Source organism: Devosia beringensis, from assembly GCF_014926585.1.
Taxonomy (GTDB): domain Bacteria; phylum Pseudomonadota; class Alphaproteobacteria; order Rhizobiales; family Devosiaceae; genus Devosia; species Devosia beringensis.
On sequence record NZ_CP045422.1, the window covers coordinates 79,466 to 98,987 of the forward strand.

Genomic DNA, 19,522 nt, shown 5'->3' on the forward strand with positions numbered 1-19,522 from the left:
CCTAGGACTGAAGCGTTGCAAGGAGGTCGGTAAGTCCCGACCAGTCGGCGCCAGCGCCCGGCGTGGCATCATCGAGGGCAGCGCCTGGCGTGCCCTTGATTTTGTTGATGCGGGCCCGCGCATCGGTGCGCGTGCTGCCCGCAGAAACCAGTTGAAGCTCCATTGCGCGAAGATCATTGATCTCGCGATCCTGCGCCTTGGCCTTCTCATCGACCTTCACCGCGTCGGCATCGAGCAGAGCGTCGGCAAAGCCGCGCTCGATGGCCATCGATCCGGACATGAAGGTCTCGTCGTCCATCCACTCGGCGATCTTCTTGGCATCGCCACCGGTGCGCTGCGCATAGACATCGACCATCGCCTGGTCGAATGGCTCGAGGAACTCGGCCGTTTCGCGCATGTCATGCCGGTTTCCCATCGCGAGTACCCAGCAGTTGTGGATCATGATGAAGGACGCGGCGCCGATTTCGATCGTGTCGCCGGCCATCGCAATCACTGAAGCGGCCGAGGCCGCCATGCCCATGACCTTGATCGTCACGGGCTGGGGATGCTCACGCAAAACGTTGTAGACGGCGATGCCCTCGAACATGTCGCCGCCTGGCGAATTGATCTGCACTTCGACCGGACGGGTGCCGATCGCGCGCAGCTGAGCAGCAACCTTTTTCGCTGTGATGCCGCCGCCAGACCAGTAATCTTCACCGATGACGTCGAACATGGTGATGACGTTGTCGCCCTGCTCCACAGCGTTGGGCCGCAGCCCCGCCGCTTCGTCCGACCACTTCTCGAATACCTGCGGCTTGGTGAAAGCCGAGACATCACGATGAGCGGGCAGGGGCAGCGCGCCGGGACGAGCCTTGGCGAAAACGCGAGGATTAAACCGCATCAGAATTCTCCTGGGTCGGCGCTGACTTCGCGCTTGTCATTGGGTTCGGGGCGACTTCGCGCTCTGGAAGGTCCATCGTCTCGCGGACCTCTTCGTAGTCCATCCAAGGCTGATGCCCACCGGCGCCAAGCGCCTTGCTGAAGAAGTCGGCCTGGTCCTTCATCGAGCCGCGCAACAGAGCGCCCTCGTTGAATTTGGCCTCATATTCGTCGACTTCGTCATCGGTTAGGAGAGAGCGTTCGATCGCCTGCTCCCAGGCCGTGAACCATGGATTCAAGCCATACCGGACGAAGAACTGCCCAAGAACATCGATACCAGAGCCCCAGGAGGTGTCATCCACGCCCAGAAGTGGCCGCGGCACACCGAATGGACGGGCAATTTCCTCGATCTGGTGCTTGGAGGTTTCGATGCGCTGACTGTCCCGGCCATTGGCCGTGAATGGCTTGGCTTCGAGCCCCTGCTCCGCGACGATCCACTTGTGCGCCCGGTCGGCGCCCTCGCGCTCGTCCATCTGCGCCTTCAGGCGCTCATAGGCCTCGGGCGAGAGCTTGTCCTTCACGGCGAGCACGCCGCCGACGATCATTCCATTGCGAAACAACCGGGCGGCCGCCTTATCGGTCTGAATTGCGAGGCCGATTGCCTCTGCGGACTGCTTCACCAGCGAAAGGCCGGTGATCCCATCGACCGACATGCCGTAGCGCAGATGAAACACCTCGTCCGGCGCCAGAACCGTCTGCGTCCCATCGGGCCGGGTCCAGACATACTCGATCTGCCAGTCCGACCGTTGCCGCGGCGCGACGCGCTCAGGATCCAGCGGGATCATCGCCTGTGGCACACGCTGCCGACGCACCACGTCGCGCGTCCAGACAATTCGTGCGTATGCGCTGCCGTGGGTCAGAGCCCGCTGCTGCATCAGCACTCGGAATTCGAACGATGTCTGCCAGGGATTGGGCTTCCGATGCAGAAGCCGAAACAACGGATGGTCGGTGGCCTTTTCCTTTGTCGCTTTGACCCGCAGGTGAAGCGGCAGATAGCCGATCGCGAACGAAACCAGCGAAACGCAGCGCAGCACGGTCGGGTTCTTCAAGGCAGTCTTGACGCTGACGGTCACGCCGCTTTCAGTCATGCCGCCAGAGCGCATAAACTCAAGCAAACGCGGGTCGTCCAAGTCGTAAAATGCCGATACCTGCCCAATTTGGACGCTTTGCATATCCACGGCCGGGAGCGCTGCTGCCGGTTCGGCGCGGTGGAATAGATCAAGAAGTCTCATTCCACCTCACAGGGTCAAAAGGCCGCGGTCTTCGTAGACTGATCGACCCTGGGCGACCGGGTTACGGCTCATCAGGGTGACCGAGTTGAATAAGGCCATCGCCGGATCGATCTTGGCGTCGCCGGCCGTCTGCTTCGTGGCCCGGATGCCAGTTGCCGTAGGCTCAATCTTAAGGTTCGGCACGCACCAGTTCATCAGCGGGCCGCCGGCATGCTTGAGCAGCCCCGACGCCAGCCGGCGCTCTGCGCCCTTGATGCTGCTCATCATCCAGCCGCCCTGCGGCGCCGCCACGAGCAGACCGGCCTCTTGGGTGACCTCGATTTCATCGAGGGCATCTTCCATTTCGCCCAGGCCGGAGGCGTCGACCGCCACCCCGCCCAGGAGCCCCATGCTTTTGATGCGGCTGATGTGCTCGATGATGGTCGCCACGTCGCCAAGAGGATCTTCCAGGATCGTCAATTCGTCCGCGGACTGAATTTTCTGCAGGGTCGTGACGATCTTTGGTCGCCGTTTCAGAACACTCGAGTGGCACCACGCGTGCGACCAGGCGAGCCAACGTTTCATTTTGCGAACGACCGGAACGCCATCAATCTCGATACGAACTTCGATCTCGCCTGGCTCCCTGCCCAGGATGTTCAGGCCGAACAGATCATCCAAGCCGCCTCCGTCGATCCCGACGACCACCACTTCGCTGCGCTCGAGCAAACGGTCGAGAGCCTCATAGTGGGGGAGTGCGGCGAGCTCGGCATCCTCTGCAGCTGCCCAGTGATCAGCACCAGCCCAGCGGTTAGACCGCAGGTTCATGCCGATCTCGACGTTCAGATGCTTCGCCAGGAAGGTCGCTAGCGTGGTCTTGTCGCCCGAAAGCTCCTTGATCATCTCCTCTTCGAGCCATTCCTGGCTGACTGACCGACCCAAATTTGGGTTGGTCACATAGAAATTGGCCGGATCCTCGTAGGCTTTCGCCTCGACCATGGCGTCCGGGAACTCATAGAGCACCGGCAGAAACTTGCGGTTGACGATCTGGCCGTCCCGCACCTGGCGGGCATAGTCCAATTTCGCCTTGAAAACCCCGGCCGGCGGATCATTGCTCTGCGTCGAGAGCGAGATCACGAAGCCTTCCGGCCGAGAGACTAGACCACCAGTGGCCTCGCGCAGCATGGCGTCAGCCCCTGCCCGCTTGCCGAACACCCAAAGCTCATCGATCAGGATGCGGCCCGACTTCTTGCCCGACACGGTGTCGGTATCGGCCGCCACGACTTTGAGCACCGCGTCATTGCCGAGGTGCTTGATGGTCCGGATATGATCCTGAACCGTGAGAAACCCGCCCTCGCCCGCATTGGCGTCGAGCTCCGGATCGGCGCGCACCATGGCGGCCGCCGGCTTGTAGCTGTTCTGCGCGACCTCGATCGTCGGTGCCAGGATCAGCAATTCTTCGTTGTGGCGCCAGTTCACGATCAGCGCCGTCAGCATGATCGCCGCGGCGATCGTAGATTTCGTGTTCTTCTTGCTGATCAGCAGGAAGAACTCGGTCACCAGCTGCTTGCCGGTCTCGGCATCATAGGCGCCGAAGATGGCGGCCACAAAGTCGAACACCCACTGGTCGCTGACCTCGCCGAATGTCGGCTGGCCCGGCAGATCGACCACCTTCAGAGCCTTGAACACGCCCAGGGCATACTCAGCTTCGGCCGGAAACAGCGGCCGAAACGGGATCAATGACCGCTGCGCGACGATCCGCTTCTCCCAATCTGGGCATGCGGTCGTCCATTCCGGCATCACTTACCGACCACCGAAAGTTGTGGCGGGCCTGGCCGCGGGGCAAACTTGCCGCCCGGCGCCGTTGCCGCGTCAGCTGCGCTTTTCTGCGCGGCCTTCTTGCCCTTCGGCTGTTCGGAAACTGTCTCGCCCATGGTCTTGAGGGCCAGCGCGATCGTCTGCAACGTCTTGGCGCGAGATGGGAGACTGACCGCCTGGCGCAGCGCCTGGGCGCGCTCGGGATCGGTTTCTGTCATTTGGATGATGACTTCCAACTCGCCTTTGTGGAGCGTCTCGGCGCCGAGCTCATCGAGCATGCGCTCGGCTAGGTTACGACCGCGGCCAAGCACTTCCTCGACCTTCGAAACTTCGCCGATCGGCGCTGGAATTGCTGGTTGGTTCGCACTGGCCGTTTGCTGCGAACCAGCGGGCTGGTTCGCACGCTCCCATTTGCGCTTCTTGGCTTCCTTGCGGATCGCCGCGTCGGAAATCGAATACCACTTGGCAATCGCCCGGATGCTCTGCTTCCCAGCCCGATATTCGGCCTCGATTGCGGGCCAGTCAGTGGCAGTTTTTTTGGCGTTCATCGTGAGGTTCGCGCCTTGGTTCGCACCCCTGATTTCCACCAGAGGAAAAAATCTCTACGTGAGGGCGTCGTGGGTGCAGCGGTGAGGGTCGTCGGAGACTTCTTCCCACCCCCCTTACGCCGGTACCATCTCCCTGCTATCGGTTTGCCACCGACAGGAGGTCATGATGCTTCTGCTTCTTCAGGGTGCCACCGCATTGACTGGTTTCGCCGCTGCAGTGTTCTGGTGGCTATCAGCACAGCGCTTCTTTACTCAGACCCGGCTACCTGGCGGTACAAAGCCGGTCGGGGGCAAGGATGGCGACAAGGCCTACGACCTCGGTGATGTTGTGATCGTTGAGCATCACTCGCGAGCAGCCTGGGCAAATGCTTGGGGAGCCGTACTGTCAGGCTTTACGGTACTATTGCAGGCGGCTCCGTCAGCGCTTGCGATGATCGGCATCACGCTTCAATAGGCTTGCTTCTCTGTCCGCTGCGCCTCGCTATCGTGCCATTCCTTCGATACGGCTTCGAGGTTGTTGATGTCCCAAAACAGCCGCTCATCGCCCTTGTGTGGCACCTTGTGGTGCACCACAGCGCTGTTGAGCGCTGGGGCCTTGCCAGCGAGTATCTGACCAGTGTGCCGGCAGGTGTAGAGATCACGCTCTAACACCTGCAGCCTGAGCTTCTGCCACCTGGCCGAGTGATACCAGCCACGCACCGTGGCATCTGGGCTGTAGCGGGTGTCTCGTATTGCCCTAGCTGTGGAGAGGCGCGGCGCCAACTTGCTTAGCCTAGGCTTGAGTACCTTCAGGTTGGGCATGCGTGCATTTCCCCACGCCGGTATGGTGCAAAAAGAAAAGGCGCACTAATCGGGCGCGCCTTAGTTTTCTCGGGGGGAGAAGGGAGATGTCTTCAGGTTGAGCGCCAGACCTTAACGCACTGTTAAACACAACTTAGCGTCGATCGATGGCTGACCGCCCTTGATTGGCCTAGGCAACAGGGTGGTAAGCTTGGGCATTAGGAGGAACCTATGCCATACGTCAGGATGCCAGGAGCTAAGCCGCGCGAATACGTCGAGGTGACTATCTACGATGATGGCAGCGCCACTATCTCGATCTTCGGGACTCCTGAAGATCCAGCGCCGATCGAACATCTTCCGGCAGAGAATGCACTAGGGCTGGGACGCCACATGGCCCAAGCCCATGGCTTCCCGTTGTATGTTTCTGCCACACCAGAGCAGTGGAACAGGGATTGGGGGAATCTTACCGATAGCTTCGTCGAGCGGCATCGCTAATTCCTGTTAATCGAACCTGTGCATTTCTTGCATGAGTTGGGTGACCAGACCGAGCGGCGCAGCGCCCGACCGAGCTTGACGAAGGCCGGAAGCCCAACGCATTCCGCCTCCACTTGCTATTGATTCTTTTTGATCTTCGTTCAGAAAAGGCGCAAAATCTCAAGTACTGCACCATTCACCCAATAGGAGGCTGACTATGATCGTGCGTATCTGCTTCTTACTCTTATGGTCACTACTTGGATGCTTGTACGCGCCCACTTATGCTCAGTCCAACCTACCTGCGGACGCATTTAAAGTGATGCAGGTTGAACTTGGTTGGAAAAACAACCCCGACAGTCCTATTCAGTGGCTTGCAAGCCAGCGAACCACTGGCGAAGGACAGAAAATCACTAAGGCCGTGGCAGCGTATTTCGGCATACCGCCGCAGATTGTGGATATGTCGACGAAAGCTTGGTCTGGTCTCATCGAATACAAAACTCAAGGTATAGAGACCAGAGGCATAATCCGAGCGCCTGTGGGATACACAATTTGCCAAGCTGATAGGGTTGGCGAATTGTCGATCACTGGGGGAAGCACCTTAGCTACACGAGTGCTTAGGACGCAGAACGACAATGGGCTTGGGTACTATGTCGTTGTGCCGAATCCGACTTGGTTAAAGGGCGGGGAATGGGCATACGGCTTGCAGAACATCTCGTTCTTGAAGACTTCGCTTATGGGCTCGCCAACGGGTCAGCAATGCCAAGCCGACAATTGGATGCCGATCGATTGTGACCATGGAAACTGCCGCGCCCCTCACATCTTCGGACAGTAGGCAGTCCTTTTGGCTGGAGCAGATGTCTGCGAACGAAAAAACCCGCCGGATTGCTCGGGCGGGTATTTGGAGGCGCGTATCTCAACGTCGCATTAACTGCACCTTGGGGTGATTCGTCCGTTGCGTCAAGCGGGCGATCGGGATCAATAAGGACACGCTTGGATCTCTAGCTTGATGTCAGCCCATTCGCACATCTCAACAAGTGGATCAAAGTAGTCGCCAAACGTCTTATAGCTCTGGGGGATAGTGGCGTCGAAGTAGGGAGCAGAGAAGATGCGGTCATAGGCTGCGGCCGAGAGCGCACCGGCCCGAATTAGAGACGCGCCTTGAGCCCCGAAGGCATCGACGACAACATCTCGCCGCTCGTTCAGATATTCCGTCAGCGTAATGTCTGGTTGGGGGAGTTTGTAAACATTGATGTCACATTCGATCGTAGGGTAGCCGTCATAAAAATTATCGAATTTAGACTGAAGTCGATTGCATTCATTTTTCACTGAAGTGACCACGCCGCCGACAATTTTTGCTTGGGATTGCTCGTTTTGCCGATCGATCATGTATCCTTGTACAACCCAAACAATGATGCCTGAGGCAACGCCGCTTACCACTGTCAAAAGAAATGTTCGGTGCGAGAGATCCCGTAGCCACGTTTTGAATTCATTGAAGAAGCTGCGCGGAGTTTTGTCCAGCGCTTCCGCGCCGGTCACTTCGGATTGTTGGTTTTCCGGCCCGCCAGCTACTTTGCTCGGCGCCTCTGGGCCGTTCTGTGGGTGAACCAATTGGGCCTCTAATGTTAAGTCAGATACTCACGCAGGCGGCAGAGCAAGTCGAACAACGCATATATTTATACTCAGGCCACATTTTTATATACAGATGCCGGCTTCTCTTTGGGGATTATGCCAAGATGATGCCCCACCGCGTTTAAAGCAAGACGCAAATCTCCAATCATCTGCGGGTGCTGCTCGTCGCGATTTACAAGGTAGTCGAGCGCAGCCCACATGTTCGCGCCGCGGTTCTCGTGGAAACCCTGCTCAAGCTGCACGGCTGCCTGCAGGGCATTCCAGCGACTGATGGCCGCTTTGCACCGCCGAGCATAGTCCTCGCTCTCGCCCTGGTCGCCGCCACCTGTGCCGGTGCGTAGCGCGTCTGGTGACTTCACTGCCCGCTGGAATGCCTCATAGGCCTGGCGCCATGCTTGGGCAGCATCATACTGTGCATTTGTGATCCCATCTGCGCTGTTCTTGTTCCCGGCCATGCAAAGCCGGCCTACATAAGTTCCGGCCCGCTGATCCCGGGCATCCTTTTCAGAAAGTCCGAACACGCGCATCCGCAGCGCAATGCCGTCGGCGTTCTCTGCATAGGTCGATGCCGCGCGGCTGATCTGCCCGCTCTTCGTCCGCTTGACGCCTATCTTCCTTGGTCTGCCCTTTGCCATTCTATGCCCTCTTCAGTTGATTGTTTGACTTGCAAAGCGGGCTAATTCCCTGCCTCGCCTGCTCGATTTCTTCAATGCGGAATGTTGCCTTGCCGCTGTTGCCAACCATCACGGGCTTGCCGCGAAGCCGCTGGACGGCGATGAAGTCGGGGTGATCCGAGGCCAGCACGACCAGGCCATTAGCTGCCGGCGGCACGGGGTCGGACTTGAGTGGCACGGTCAGCGCATCGACCCAGGCGCCTGATGCAATCCAACGGCCCATGCCCATCCTGAATTCCAGCTGGGCTTTCGGATCAACACCGCGGGCTTCGCTGTCCTCGATGTGCCACTGGTGCATGCGCTTGGTGGCGATCAAGAGCCGATGCGTCTCCGCATCGCTCAGCGCTGCCATGGCCTTGGTCCCTGCCAGACGGTTATCCATTGGCCTGTGGGGGTACTCGTCCCAAAGATCATCATCGCAAACCCGCGCTCCCGAATCCGAGCGAAGCGAAGGATGGTCGTTGGAAGAAAGGTCGTTATGTTGTGACGTAGCTACGTCACAGGGGCTGTGATGTTCAGGCGTCACAACCCCCTGTGATGCTGGCGTCACAGGGTCAGCTACATCTGGTGGTTCGTCGGGACGATCCATCAACACCCGGTACTGGCTGATAGTGCGGCCCTGGGCCTTCGTGAGCTGATCGCGCTTGCTCAAATAACCCATCTCACACAGGTCACGAATGGCCCGATTGATGGTCTCGCGGGTCTTGCCGCATGCCTCTCCAAGCTTGCGCTGATTGACCGTGCACCAGCCCTTATTGTCGGTGTGCGTGCCGATCTGGGCCAGGACGCGCAGGTGCACATCCTTGAACCGCGGATCGGTCAAGCAGTCGGCCGGAAATATGCTGTAGCGGGGTCCGCTCATGCTCCGGTCCGCAACCCGTGTTTGGCATGAGGCGGGCGTGCCGTAGTCGGCAGCCCATTAGCCCAGCGGAATTCGTGGATAGCCCGGCCGACCGCGCCGCGAGACGCGCCAGTGCGTTGCCTTATGGCTATGTTGGCGGCGCCGGCCAGGTGCATAGCGACAATGGCCGCTGTCTGGCTGGGATGGCCCAAGGTGAGTTTGGCGTTGTGGGTACTCACGCGGCGCTCCCGGCTTTGGAGGCGTCGGCGGCACGCATGCGCCTGACATTTTTGGGCAGAAACTTGCCCGTCATTGGCCTCTGAAGCTTTGGGAACTTCTTAAGGGAATTGTTGACCGTGGAATGATCTCGGCCACCGATGACCCGGCCAATGGCAGGGAGGCTTAGGGCTGTATGCGCGGCGATCAGATAGACGGCGTAGTGCCGGGCCGCTGCGATTTCCTTGAAGCGCTCGGGCCCGATGATGTCGCGCGACTTAACGCCGCCTTTAACCGCAGCCAGGGCAACAAGGAACCGCCAGGAGGGCTCCGACAGCATATTGAGCGGGCAGCCGTAATACCGCTCAGTTAGAGCCACTAAGGGCTCTGTTGAGGCATTCGGCGCCACATCGTTGGACCCATCCGCCGGCGGCGCCAGGCGAGGTACTGGGGCGGCCGGGGCACGCATGCGCAGATAGACCGCCCGGCTATTGGCGAGCACGTCCGCAGCCGTCTCCAGCCGCTTGGCGGGCATGGCATAGCCCTGCCCGTGCGAGCTCTGCTGCACTGCCATGAGCGGGATAAACGAGCTGTGCATGGTGATGGTGGCAAGAGCCTGGCTCATACGTCCCTCCTGTGTTCGTGCGGGGATGGGCTGGCTGGCAGGATTTTGGCGCCCCATAGCATGCGCGGCGTGGCCTGAAGGGCTTTTGGACCCCAGACGTACCAGGCATGATCTTCCGTGCCCGTCTCTCCATTGCCGGCCCAGCTGATGCGGTCGAGCAAAGCGATTTTCGCCATGAACCGGGGATTGTCTTGGAACAGGTGGCGGCGCGTCTTGCCGAAATCGAACTTGGCGGTCAGCAGCAACGCGACCAGGCCGTCGCAGCGATCAAGCGCCAGTTCGGCGAAGCGCACCGCGTCACGGTTGCCTTTCCCATATGGCGGGTTGGTGATGATGGCGTCGAAGGCTGGACCAGTGTAAGGCGCGTTCAGGAAGTCCCGAATTGCGTTGTGCTCGCGGTCATAGGTGACGATGTCGCTGGTCTTTACGACGGCACCGTGATGGCGCAGGACGTCAGCCATCAGGTGATTTCCCGCTGCTGGCTCCCATACTTGCAGCCCGGCCAGCGGGAAATGCCGCAACAGCACTTCAGTCGCCCAGGGCTCGGTTTGGTACAGGTCATTGTCCGCGCGGACATAATTTGAGGCAGTGACGGTCAATGCGACCTCCCCGCGATATCGTCCAGTGCTTGCTGGATTGCTGGGGAGACGCCTGCCTCGGCAGCACGCAGCTCCCTGGCATGTTCAGCCATAAGCTTTGCCGTGGTTTCTGCCCGGCGTGCGCGTTCCCGGATCCGTGCGCCTGTAGAGCCAGGAGGCAACGGCTTCGGATTGGTGATGCTCTGGATGGCTTTAATGTTCATTCAGCAGCTACCTTTTCGGCCTTGGCCATGTCGGCGCAGTTGGCTGCCACCAGCGCCGCCGCGATGGGTGGGCAGACGCTGTTGCCGCACATGCGGACCTGGGCGGTTTTGGTGAGCGTCCGGCGGCTGCCATCGGCAAAGACGCCAGTCTCGATCTCGTAGTCGGCGGGGAAACCCTGAGCCTTGAACAGTTCGCGAGGCGTCAGCATCCGCATTCCGATGTCGACAATCTCGTAGGGTTCCCCCTCGACGGTAACGATGCCGAAGCGGTCCTTTGTCGTGACCGTGCCCATTGGCGCCCCCACTTCGTGCCCGTCACCTTCCGCGCCGTAATATTTCATCAGGAAGGCGCGGACCTCGGCGACATGCTCGCTACCGGCCGTCTGGGTCGGAGTGCCGCCATCGATCGGCAGCGAGGCGCGCTGGCTGCCCTTCATGTTCATCAGGCCGGCCGAGACGACCGATTGCTGGCTGCCAGTGGCGGTGACTGCTGAAATGGGCTCTTCAGCCGGATGGCCTGCATGGACGCCGCCCGCCGGCATGGTGTTGTGCTGGGCGAGGAAGGCGGCCACCAGCGCATGACGGTTGGATGTCACGACCGTGTTGACCGGGTCAATCGGATCAGACGAGCGATCGTTCGAGCCCTCGCCCTCGCCATAGTAGCTGGACAGATGCGCGGCGATGATCTGGTTCTGATCCTTGTCGCTGGCGGCAATGGTCCGGTGCGGCTCGTCAGCGGCCCTATGCGAACCGCCATGCTGGGCAGACGACAGTATCGGCGCGACCAGGACGGTTTCGGCCTTGGTGGTGCCGGTGGCGCAAGGCTCGTCGGCCGAGCGTGGCCGGCTTTGGCCGGCGCGCCCACCAACACCAGCCAGCACGGGCGCGACCAGGGACAGGCCAGCGCCGCCCGCCGTGACCGTATGGGTTGGCTTGTCGGCCTCGTTATAGGGCTTGCCAGCGTTCCGCATTGTCATCAGGTGCGGCATCACAACGCCAAGGGGCGCAGCGCCGCCTGGGCGCTTGACGAAGCTGTTGGCGGTGACCGTGGGCAGCGGAGCGTCGATGTCGGAACCAACGGCGCCGGTCTGAAACTTGATGATGAACGGCTTGGCCGCGTCGAGCACATACCGCTTCACGCCCTTGGCGATGCGGGCCATGGTGTTGTCGGCCAGCGGCCGGATGGCGCGGACGCCGAACTTGTCCATGATCTGCGCGGAGGTATCGAAGATCGACGGGCACGGTATCGACCAGTCGATCACATGGCTGGCGGCAGTGTGGTACGGCAGACGGCCTGGGCCATGCGTCGGGGCTGGCCAAGTGATCTTCTGGCCATCGCAGCGAGCGATGAGGAACAGGCGCTTGCGCGTGGTCGGCGCGCCGTAGTCACAGGCCCGCAGTTCCTTCCACTCGACCTTGTAGCCATGCTTGCGCAGCGCGCCGATCCACTCATTGAACGTCTGCCCCTTGCGGTCTGGGCAAGGGAAGACGCCTTTGGCTGTCTCGATCAGCGGGCCCCACGTCTGGAATTCCTCGACGTTCTCCAGGATGATGACGCGCGGCCGCACACGCTCGGCCCAGAGCACCACCGTCCAAGCCAGATCGCGGATCTCGCGCTTGACCGGCGCCCCGCCCTTGGCCTTGCTGAAATGCTTACAATCGGGGGATGCCCAGAGCAGCCCGACCTTGCGCCGGCCGACGACGTCCATGGGGTCCACCTTGTAGATGTTTTTGGACAGGTGGACGGTGTCGGGATGATTGGCCGCGTGCAGCGCCAGTGCCTCGGTATCGTGGTTGATCGCATAGTCCGGCGAACGTCCAAGCGCCATTTCGATACCGGTCGATGCGCCACCGCCTCCGGCGAAGCTGTCAACGATCAGTTCGTCAGCATCGGGCGCGCCCTGGTCGAGCATCCAGAATGAAGGCGGGAGTCGTGCATTCATGGCCTAGATTCCCCATCCTTGAGACTGGTCGGCGGTCTCGTCTGCATCGGTGAGGCCGATTCCGGGCATATCCATTGAGCGAACGCCTCGGCCCTTTGGACGCACGACCTGGCCCATTCCGCCCTGGTCAGCAGCGGCAAGGATCGCAACAAGGCGTTCCTCACGAGCTTTGAGATGTTGCCTTTCACGACGCGCCTCCTCGACCGCAATGGCCGTCAAATCCTGAATTTCGTAGTGGTCGATGCGCCGGGCTTCCTTGAACCAGAGGGCGCGAACTCTCCGCTCCGTCCAGCGCCGCGGCCGATCCCGAACCACCCCTGCAGGCAGCTGGTTCTCCCGCTTCTTCAGCGCATCGAAGGCTTCCCCTATCGCGCCGGCTACCTTGCGAGAGGCGCTGACTGGGTAGATTTCTTGAATGAATTCGGAGGCGAACTGGACGTCAGTCATTGCGCCCTGCCCCTTGGATGAAAAATCCACGATGTTGGAGTGAGTTTCCACGACCTTGTCTCCACTTGCTGGCATTGTTTGAACCAGCAGATGAACCGGGGTTGGAAAGGCGACGGACATGAATAGGCGCAGCAGCGACGGCAGTTATGAGCGGCTGATGCGGAAGGCGATTGCGAACGGAATGGGAGGCAACCCGACCGGACGCGGAAACACAGCGAGCAGCGGAAACGCGCTCAGCTTTATGGGTTGGGCGAATGCACAAATCGACCGGGAGGGCGAGGACGCGCACTCGCCCCCGACGGGGAGGAGCCGCCGGATGGGAATGGGGATGAAGAACGAGGGAAAGGCCACTCTCCCTCGCGATCCCAGCCCGGCCCATGGCCGGCCTGTCCTGCGGCTTGTCAGCAGCAAGGGTGGGCGCGCACTTCTCCGAAGCGAGCGATTGCCCCCGCTCTTTGCGCGTCCATCTTTGGTGCTGGTGAAGGGATGACATCACGCCACCGCCTGGCTGAGAGACACAGGCTGGCGGGTCAATCGATAGCCCTGGCCCCATACACCCATGACGCCCAGGCCAGTACCAGCCAACCTCCGGTTGCAATGGTGGACAAAGGCTCTGACCACATTCTCTGGCCGATCGGGCCCGCCGTTCGGATCGTGACCCCAGAGCAAGTGGTACAGATGCCCATGGGCCACCAGCTGCCCGTTCCTCGCTGCAACAGCCAGGAATAGCGTTGTTTGGCTCGGGCTAAGCCCGCACCTTTGGGCTATCGCGGCATATGGCTCGGGCAACGCCTGACCGCAGCACTCGCAAACCTTGGCGCTCATCACCGGCCCCCTACTAGCCGAAGGACGAATGCGATTGATGCAACAAGACCGGCAGCTGCAGTCAGGGCCCACATGGCGGGTGCGATATCGAAGTGACGGGCGCGGGTCGTTTTCATGCCAGCACCATGCCCAGTTCGAAGGCGGCATAGATGTCGGCCTTGCGCTTGGGCTCGGCTTTGGCGAGACGCTGGGCGATGCGGAACGACTGTTCTTCGGTCAGCATCCGGCCGGCCGTGTTCCACTTGATGCAATCGATCAGCGGGTCGCAGCCATCGTATTGGACGACGGGGTAATCGATGCCGAGGCTGCGGGCTTTCATGAACCGTGTCCAACCGTCGAGGATGACATTGCCGATCTTGACGATGGGCCCCGAGGCCGCATTGGCCATGTCATCGTCGATAACGTCAGTGTCCTGCCCGGCCTCGCCGAAGGCTTGGCTGTATTCGTGACGGATCACGCCCTGTGGTGGAGTGGATTCCCAAGTGATGACGCCAGGGGCGGCGTAGAGGGGGGCCGAAGCGGCAGAGGCCGAAACCCCCACCGACTTACCCGCAACCTTCAGTTCCGCAGAAGGGGTAGCATCGTCAAAGCTGTCAACATTCGGAGCGTCGCTTCCTGTGGAAGTCTGGGCATTGTGATCTGCGATCTGGCCGTCATCATTGGCTGGGGATCCAGCCAGGTCGCTGCCAGCCTGGAGGACAGGCTGGGGTTCGGATTGTTCTTCTGCCTCGACCATCACGTCGAGCGCCGCAACCAAGGCATCACGACCAGCTTGGGTCTGAATGCCGTCGGCAACTGTGTTCAGGAGCTTGGCAGTCTCCGGGGCAGTTCCGGTCGCTTCGGATGCATGCGTGTGCGTAGCATGAACCGTGCCAACTCGACCGTCATAGGCGGTCAGGTAAAGCTCGAAGATCGCTTCGCCTTCCATCACCGCAGCAGCATCGGTCTGGCGCTTCTCGACGTAGTTGACCAGCTTTCCCAGCACCGTCTTGTCGAAGCCGTTGCCCTTGGCCTCGGCATAGATTTCGCGGATGTCGGCATTGATCTCGTGCACTTCGCCCTTGAGGCGCAGGATGCGGTCGACAAAGGCCTTGATCTGATCCTGGGCAACGCTGCTGCCGTCGCTGGGCACTTCGTTCGATGGGTAAGCCATGGCCTATGCCCTCGCCGTGATGGTGATGGATCGGGGCCGGTTGGGATGGTCGGCAACGACGCCGCGCGCCTTCATGCCCTTGACCAGATCGAAGGCCCTAGTCTTGCTGCGGCCGACAGCCACCGCGATCTGCGAATAGGTCGGAGAGGCGCCCAGATGCTCGGCCTGATAGGTGCGGATGAAAGCCAGCGCCTCAGCCTGGGCAGACGTCAGGCCGCCGGGAATTGCCGTTGCGGCTGCCTGCCCCGCCATGAACGCCAGCGCGATCATATCGACCTGATCTGTGTCGAGGTGATCGTCCCAGAAGTCAGCGGCCCAATTCAGTATTTCGGCTGGGATGGGTTGAGCGTTCATGCTGCTGCACTCGCAAGCAAGTCAGCTGCCCGCTCGACGGCGCGCCAGTTATCGAGACGAGGCGTAGTCGAACCATTCTTCCAGCGCGTCCACATGGACCGATCTATGGTCGCCTCGCGCAGCACATCGGCTATGCGGAGGCCACGGTCCTGAACGCTTTTTTCAAATGCGGCAATTTCATCTGCTGTGCTCATGCCCAGCACATTGCAGCATTAATGCATCTATTGCAAGCATTAATGCACGGTGCATTTGTGCATTTATTCGCTACGCTTTCGGCATGACCGGAATGAGCGACGATACAAAGGCTTATGTGCGCCATGTGATGCAAGTCACAGGGCTCTCAGCCACCGCCTTAGCGAAAAAAGCAGGGATGCCGTCGACCACCCTGACCCGCCCGCTGAACGATCCAGAGCACAAATTCTCGCTGTCGAACTCGACAATCGAGAAGATAGCCTCAGCCACCCGCATTACCTTGGCGTCATTTTTGAGCCAGAAGGGCGGCGTCCGCGAACTCGATCGCGTTCCGCTTGACGAAGACTGGCGGCCGACTTCGGACAGCGATGGCGAGGGCTATGACCGCGACAGCTACAGTCCGCGTATCCCCGGCGCTATTCCAGAGTTGGACGCCAGGGCCGGTGCCGGCGAGGGTTCTGTGGGCGAAGTGATGGTCTTGCCCGTAGGCAATGGGACGATCTCAGCACACAAGATCCTGGACGAATGGCGCATTCCACCGGCTTATCTTCGCGAAGCCGTCGCCAACCCAGACCGAGCTATTGTTCTAGGCATCCAGGGCGACAGCATGATGCCGAACTATGCGCCAGGTGATCGGGTGATCATCGATCTGACAGAGCACGAACTGCGGGCCGATGGGGTTTACCTGATCAGCGACGGGTATTCAGAGCCTCAGATCAAGCGGCTGCAGCGGATCATGTTTGCTGTACCACCGCGGTGCAAGATCATCAGCGATAACCCGAGCTATGATTCTCAGGAGGTTGACGTTGATGGGGTGAAGATTTTGGGGAAGGTGGCTGCCTATGTCGGCCGACGCTGATAAGACCAACATAAAACTCCGGCAAATGCAGGCGCAAATGCTCGCAACAGCGGCATGCGTCGTCGAAATTCAGGCATTTCTGACAACCCTTAGGATGCAGATGCCCGCAGACTCCGTAAGGGCTACAAAAGCGCCGATGGAGGATTTTCAAAAAGCGTCGAGGTTAATGCTCGAGGAAATCCGAAAAGGAATTGAGCTGCTCGATGACTAGCGATGACAAGATCAATGTCGAGCTACTCAAACGCCGACTTTCGGAGTTAGAGTTTCGCCCCGTGCCAGAGTTGAAATCGGGAGGCGGAGATGGCACATCTGATGGCATGAGCCAGTTGCACGATATCGATGTTCGCCTCGCTAAGCTGGAAGGCGGAAACGGCATGCTGCAGTTCGCTGTGGGCGTAGTGTCGGCGGCCTTGCTAGCAGGTATGGCAATACTTGTCGGGGTTCAGATGAACACCCAGCAGCAGGTTGCAGGTCTCAGCGCAAAGGTGGACCAGCTTCCTGGCGAGATCAATTCGAATCTCTTGGAATTGAGTTCGGCCCTTTCGCTTACGGCCAGCGCCGCCAGGCAAACTGCCGAAACACCGGCACCCGTTACACTTGATCGAAGCGCAATCGATCTACTTCTGGGGCCAGACCGGCATTTGGACTTATCAGCGCCGCCTCTGGAACTCAGGCCTCAGCTCGCACCAGGCGAACCACCTACCACAGCTAATTAACGAATCTTAGCGGCTCAGATCCTTCGATGATTCCGAGGGACCGCAGCAATTCGGGTATAACCAGCGGATCTAGTGGGCGGCAAAGCCTCACCTCATCTGCATCAGCGCACTGCCCCGCTACGCCAGTCACCGGGATCACCGCGAAGTCGTCATCGTCTGCCATGCTGCCTTCAAAGGCTTCCAGGGCGTCGAATTCGTAGTGGGGATATTGGCGCTGCAGCGCGTCCATGAGCACCTTCTTTTCATCGTAGCTGGCGGCCATCAATCTGGTTGGAAAGACGACAACGAAGTGCGTCACGTCACGCATTTTGTTCTCCATATGTTCCGCTATGCCATTAACGACTCAGAACCCGGCGAGAGTCGAGGCACTTTATACGCATAGCCGGTAACATGCATTTATGCATTTCATTGCTTGACGCGATACGTGCATTAATGCATTCTCCCCACCAACACTAGCCAAACGGCTCAGGCAGATGGAGAGAACGATGACAATCAAACTTGGCGCGACTTACACGGATCGGATCACCGGCTTTACCGGCGTCTGCACTGGCCTCTGCCAGTACATCAGTGGCTGCAATCAGGCCCTGCTGACGCCCAAGGTCAACGCCGACGGCTCCACCAAAGAAGCTCACTGGTACGACGAACAGCGCCTTGTCGCTGCTGATGGCGTCGAAATGGTCGTGCTTGACAACGGTGCATCCCCTGGCTTCGACAAGGCCGCTCCCAAGCGCTGATCTTCACCCCTGCCGATCTGGATGGTCAGCAGCAGCGAAGATCATTTCCAAGGAAGGGACGGCGGGCCTGCGCTCATGGTGCAGGTGCTGACAAGGCAACCGCCGATTTATTCAATGCCTGAGATTTCCGAGACGCTACTGGCTGCCCACCATCGGGTTGCCCATACCGCTGCCGCTGTTGCTGCCAAGATCCAGCAGGATGAAACCGGCGACATCATCGGAACCAGTTTCACTGGCAATGGCAACGGCGGGAACATGTCCACCGATCTGCTGAGGCTTAAGGGACAGCTGCAGCTTGACCTTGCTGCGCTGAATGCTGCTGGCGGGGTTCAGTCATGAGGGGCGTTCGCAGGCTCACCGCTCTCGAGCAGCGCGGCTATCGGCCCGGCCGGCTACGCACCCGGGCGCCAGTAATACCCCCAATGACCCCGGAAGAAGCCGACGATAAAGCCCAGCAGAACGCTGTGGCCGTCGCGGCTTTCATCGAGAGCCAGACCGCAGACTTCAATGCCTATGTCGACAGCGTCCGCGCCAAGAAGGCCCTGCAGAAGATCGCAGACCGTGAAGCCCGGGTGGCTGTCGAAGGCGATACCGATTTGAACCATGACAATGTGGAGGGGGCGCCAGTCGATCACTACGCCCGCAACACCGCCGATCTAGATCGGTCACGCGTACATCTGGCGAACTGCATCATGAACTGCGGCACCCGCATCTATGAGGGCGACAACTTCCTCGTCGTGCCGCCGAGCGATGAATTCTATTGCGCCGAGTGTTCCCAAGCTGGGGCAGCAGCATGAACCCCACCCTTTCCGCCACCCTCTGCATTACCTGGGCGGCTGTAGCTTTGGCTGCTGCTTACTGGATGAGGTTTGATGCTCCGATCTGGGGAGCGTGCTGGTGACGTCCACCACCCTAATCTCCCTACCCCGGTTTCTCCCTATTCGTTTTTTCCTGGCCTATGGGGTTGGGGAGGAGACGCTGGTACCACGATCAAAATTTGAACAGCATCTTCACAAATTCTGCGTCCTGAATTTGCATCCCAACCAAGTTAAAGTTAGCTCGATCAGCCTCAGGAACTTCTATTTTTTGGAATTTAAACTTCCCGTCACGAACAAATTCCCTGGGCTCATCCATAAACGTTGCCATGATGCTTGCATATTGCGTCACCGATTGCTGCGACTGGTCTCGGGCTTTACCAGTTTGCGTTTGCATGATCACAAAATTGCTCCGCATGACTTCGAGACAGTAGAGGAGAATGTTGCAGAGCGCCTTGGCGTCAGCTGCATAGGCGCCGCTCTGCGTGCGAATAGCATCGGAGTGTCGATCGTATTCGTCCTGAGTTACGGCGCGCCTAAGGACCAAACTCCCCAACGATCTAAGCGAAAAGGCCGTAATTGCTATAGCGGAGATCAGTTGTTCCGAACGCTGGTTCTTGTCATCCCGTATTTTGTGGGAGCGCTCAACCAAGGTATTCACGATAATGAACGCGGCGGCGGCGGCAGCGATAATACCGCCAAGCAGGGTTTGATAGCGCTCCACCCATCCGAGCAGGAAATAATCCCCAAGCTGATCAAGAAAAGCTCTTACGGCATCCGCGCCTTCGGGAGCTCGAGAATACCAAGACCAAGCATATCCACCAACGTGAATCAGCAAGAACGCTCCAGCCAGCCCAATTCCAACGAACCAATGTCGCAAGTTTTCGATTCCCCCACTTTTATAGTCACCAGATCGCGACTGGCTAAATGCCGTCAAGGGGCTGGGAATGC

The 19,522-nt window shown here is 59.7% G+C and carries 26 protein-coding genes; 8 read left to right on the top strand and 18 right to left on the bottom strand.

Going from position 1 to position 19,522, the window contains the following annotated elements; genetic code table 11:
* Position 1: 1 nt before the first annotated feature.
* The 4 genes from GDR53_RS00445 to GDR53_RS19670 are packed head-to-tail and all read right to left on the bottom strand — an operon-like array spanning position 2 to position 4,492.
* Positions 2-880, bottom strand: coding sequence for a head maturation protease, ClpP-related (locus GDR53_RS00445; protein ID WP_193336175.1), 879 nt, complete (start codon positions 878-880; stop codon positions 2-4).
* Complete coding sequence (locus tag GDR53_RS00450) at positions 870-2,150, bottom strand: phage portal protein (RefSeq protein WP_210321373.1); 1,281 nt, start codon at positions 2,148-2,150, stop codon at positions 870-872. Before GDR53_RS00450 ends, GDR53_RS00445 begins: the two co-directional genes overlap by 11 nt.
* Positions 2,151-2,156: 6 nt before the next feature.
* Positions 2,157-3,926, bottom strand: a complete 1,770-nt coding sequence (locus GDR53_RS00455) for a terminase large subunit (protein WP_193336176.1) — start codon at positions 3,924-3,926, stop codon at positions 2,157-2,159.
* Positions 3,926-4,492, bottom strand: coding sequence for a hypothetical protein (locus tag GDR53_RS19670; RefSeq protein WP_210321374.1), 567 nt, complete (start codon positions 4,490-4,492; stop codon positions 3,926-3,928). The genes GDR53_RS00455 and GDR53_RS19670 overlap by 1 nt, the downstream gene beginning before the upstream one ends.
* 166 nt (positions 4,493-4,658) lie before the next feature.
* Between GDR53_RS19670 and GDR53_RS00465 the strand changes: the two genes are divergently transcribed.
* A complete protein-coding gene (locus GDR53_RS00465) occupies positions 4,659-4,946 on the top strand; it encodes a hypothetical protein (protein WP_193336177.1) in 288 nt (95 codons plus the stop codon).
* Here GDR53_RS00465 and GDR53_RS00470 read toward each other — a convergent pair.
* Positions 4,940-5,293, bottom strand: coding sequence for an HNH endonuclease (locus tag GDR53_RS00470; protein WP_193336178.1), 354 nt, complete (start codon positions 5,291-5,293; stop codon positions 4,940-4,942). The genes GDR53_RS00465 and GDR53_RS00470 overlap by 7 nt on opposite strands.
* A 210-nt stretch (positions 5,294-5,503) precedes the next feature.
* Between GDR53_RS00470 and GDR53_RS00475 the strand changes: the two genes are divergently transcribed.
* Together GDR53_RS00475 and GDR53_RS00480 are read left to right on the top strand one after the other, a co-directional pair.
* Positions 5,504-5,767 (top strand): hypothetical protein, encoded by a 264-nt coding sequence (locus GDR53_RS00475; RefSeq protein ID WP_193336179.1) that lies wholly within the window; start codon positions 5,504-5,506, stop codon positions 5,765-5,767.
* A gap of 196 nt (positions 5,768-5,963) precedes the next feature.
* The gene (locus GDR53_RS00480; RefSeq protein WP_193336180.1) at positions 5,964-6,578 is read left to right on the top strand and encodes a hypothetical protein; all 615 of its coding nucleotides are present in this window, start codon (positions 5,964-5,966) and stop codon (positions 6,576-6,578) included.
* Positions 6,579-6,721: 143 nt separating this feature from the next.
* On the opposite strand, the gene GDR53_RS00485 is transcribed toward GDR53_RS00480, so the two are convergent.
* The 11 genes from GDR53_RS00485 to GDR53_RS00535 form a co-directional block, all read right to left on the bottom strand.
* Complete coding sequence (locus GDR53_RS00485; protein WP_193336181.1) at positions 6,722-7,354, bottom strand: hypothetical protein; 633 nt, start codon at positions 7,352-7,354, stop codon at positions 6,722-6,724.
* Positions 7,355-7,425: 71 nt separating this feature from the next.
* Positions 7,426-8,010, bottom strand: coding sequence for a hypothetical protein (locus GDR53_RS00490; protein ID WP_193336182.1), 585 nt, complete (start codon positions 8,008-8,010; stop codon positions 7,426-7,428).
* A 1-nt stretch (position 8,011) separates the two neighbouring features.
* Complete coding sequence (locus GDR53_RS00495; protein WP_193336183.1) at positions 8,012-8,911, bottom strand: helix-turn-helix domain-containing protein; 900 nt, start codon at positions 8,909-8,911, stop codon at positions 8,012-8,014.
* Between the two features lie 214 nt (positions 8,912-9,125).
* Positions 9,126-9,731 carry a helix-turn-helix domain-containing protein gene (locus GDR53_RS00500; protein ID WP_193336184.1) on the bottom strand — a complete coding sequence of 202 codons (606 nt, stop codon included), beginning with the start codon at positions 9,729-9,731 and terminating at the stop codon, positions 9,126-9,128.
* Positions 9,728-10,330 (bottom strand): class I SAM-dependent methyltransferase, encoded by a 603-nt coding sequence (locus GDR53_RS00505; protein WP_193336185.1) that lies wholly within the window; start codon positions 10,328-10,330, stop codon positions 9,728-9,730. The genes GDR53_RS00500 and GDR53_RS00505 overlap by 4 nt, the downstream gene beginning before the upstream one ends.
* Positions 10,327-10,533 (bottom strand): hypothetical protein, encoded by a 207-nt coding sequence (locus GDR53_RS00510; protein ID WP_193336186.1) that lies wholly within the window; start codon positions 10,531-10,533, stop codon positions 10,327-10,329. The genes GDR53_RS00505 and GDR53_RS00510 overlap by 4 nt, the downstream gene beginning before the upstream one ends.
* Positions 10,530-12,476 (bottom strand): DNA cytosine methyltransferase, encoded by a 1,947-nt coding sequence (locus GDR53_RS00515; RefSeq protein WP_232846684.1) that lies wholly within the window; start codon positions 12,474-12,476, stop codon positions 10,530-10,532. Before GDR53_RS00515 ends, GDR53_RS00510 begins: the two co-directional genes overlap by 4 nt.
* Positions 12,477-12,479: 3 nt before the next feature.
* Entirely contained in the window at positions 12,480-13,043 is a 564-nt protein-coding gene (locus tag GDR53_RS00520; protein ID WP_193336187.1) for a hypothetical protein, read from the bottom strand.
* Positions 13,044-13,860: 817 nt separating this feature from the next.
* Positions 13,861-14,901: a DUF2312 domain-containing protein gene (locus GDR53_RS00525; RefSeq protein WP_193336188.1), complete on the bottom strand. Its 1,041-nt coding sequence runs from the start codon at positions 14,899-14,901 to the stop codon at positions 13,861-13,863.
* 3 nt (positions 14,902-14,904) lie between these two features.
* Positions 14,905-15,255 carry a LexA family protein gene (locus tag GDR53_RS00530; protein ID WP_193336189.1) on the bottom strand — a complete coding sequence of 117 codons (351 nt, stop codon included), beginning with the start codon at positions 15,253-15,255 and terminating at the stop codon, positions 14,905-14,907.
* Positions 15,252-15,449 (bottom strand): hypothetical protein, encoded by a 198-nt coding sequence (locus GDR53_RS00535; protein WP_193336190.1) that lies wholly within the window; start codon positions 15,447-15,449, stop codon positions 15,252-15,254. The genes GDR53_RS00530 and GDR53_RS00535 overlap by 4 nt, the downstream gene beginning before the upstream one ends.
* 92 nt (positions 15,450-15,541) lie before the next feature.
* Here GDR53_RS00535 and GDR53_RS00540 point away from each other — a divergent pair, with 92 nt between their 5' ends.
* Together GDR53_RS00540 and GDR53_RS00545 are read left to right on the top strand one after the other, a co-directional pair.
* Positions 15,542-16,306 carry a S24 family peptidase gene (locus tag GDR53_RS00540; protein ID WP_193336191.1) on the top strand — a complete coding sequence of 255 codons (765 nt, stop codon included), beginning with the start codon at positions 15,542-15,544 and terminating at the stop codon, positions 16,304-16,306.
* Between the two features lie 203 nt (positions 16,307-16,509).
* Positions 16,510-17,022: a hypothetical protein gene (locus GDR53_RS00545; protein ID WP_193336192.1), complete on the top strand. Its 513-nt coding sequence runs from the start codon at positions 16,510-16,512 to the stop codon at positions 17,020-17,022.
* On the opposite strand, the gene GDR53_RS00550 is transcribed toward GDR53_RS00545, so the two are convergent.
* Positions 17,015-17,329, bottom strand: a complete 315-nt coding sequence (locus GDR53_RS00550) for a hypothetical protein (RefSeq protein WP_193336193.1) — start codon at positions 17,327-17,329, stop codon at positions 17,015-17,017. The genes GDR53_RS00545 and GDR53_RS00550 overlap by 8 nt on opposite strands.
* Before the next feature lie 178 nt (positions 17,330-17,507).
* Between GDR53_RS00550 and GDR53_RS00555 the strand changes: the two genes are divergently transcribed.
* The 3 genes from GDR53_RS00555 to GDR53_RS00565 all read left to right on the top strand — a co-directional run bounded on the left by GDR53_RS00555 (position 17,508) and on the right by GDR53_RS00565 (position 18,553).
* Positions 17,508-17,756 (top strand): hypothetical protein, encoded by a 249-nt coding sequence (locus GDR53_RS00555; protein ID WP_193336194.1) that lies wholly within the window; start codon positions 17,508-17,510, stop codon positions 17,754-17,756.
* Between the two features lie 21 nt (positions 17,757-17,777).
* A complete protein-coding gene (locus GDR53_RS00560) occupies positions 17,778-18,095 on the top strand; it encodes a hypothetical protein (protein WP_193336195.1) in 318 nt (105 codons plus the stop codon).
* Positions 18,096-18,178: 83 nt separating this feature from the next.
* Positions 18,179-18,553, top strand: coding sequence for a hypothetical protein (locus GDR53_RS00565; protein ID WP_193336196.1), 375 nt, complete (start codon positions 18,179-18,181; stop codon positions 18,551-18,553).
* 193 nt (positions 18,554-18,746) lie between these two features.
* Here the strand turns inward: GDR53_RS00565 and GDR53_RS00570 are convergent, their stop codons facing one another.
* On the bottom strand, positions 18,747-19,409 hold the full coding sequence (locus GDR53_RS00570; protein WP_193336197.1) for a hypothetical protein: 663 nt from the start codon (positions 19,407-19,409) through the stop codon (positions 18,747-18,749).
* Positions 19,410-19,522: the final 113 nt, after the last annotated feature.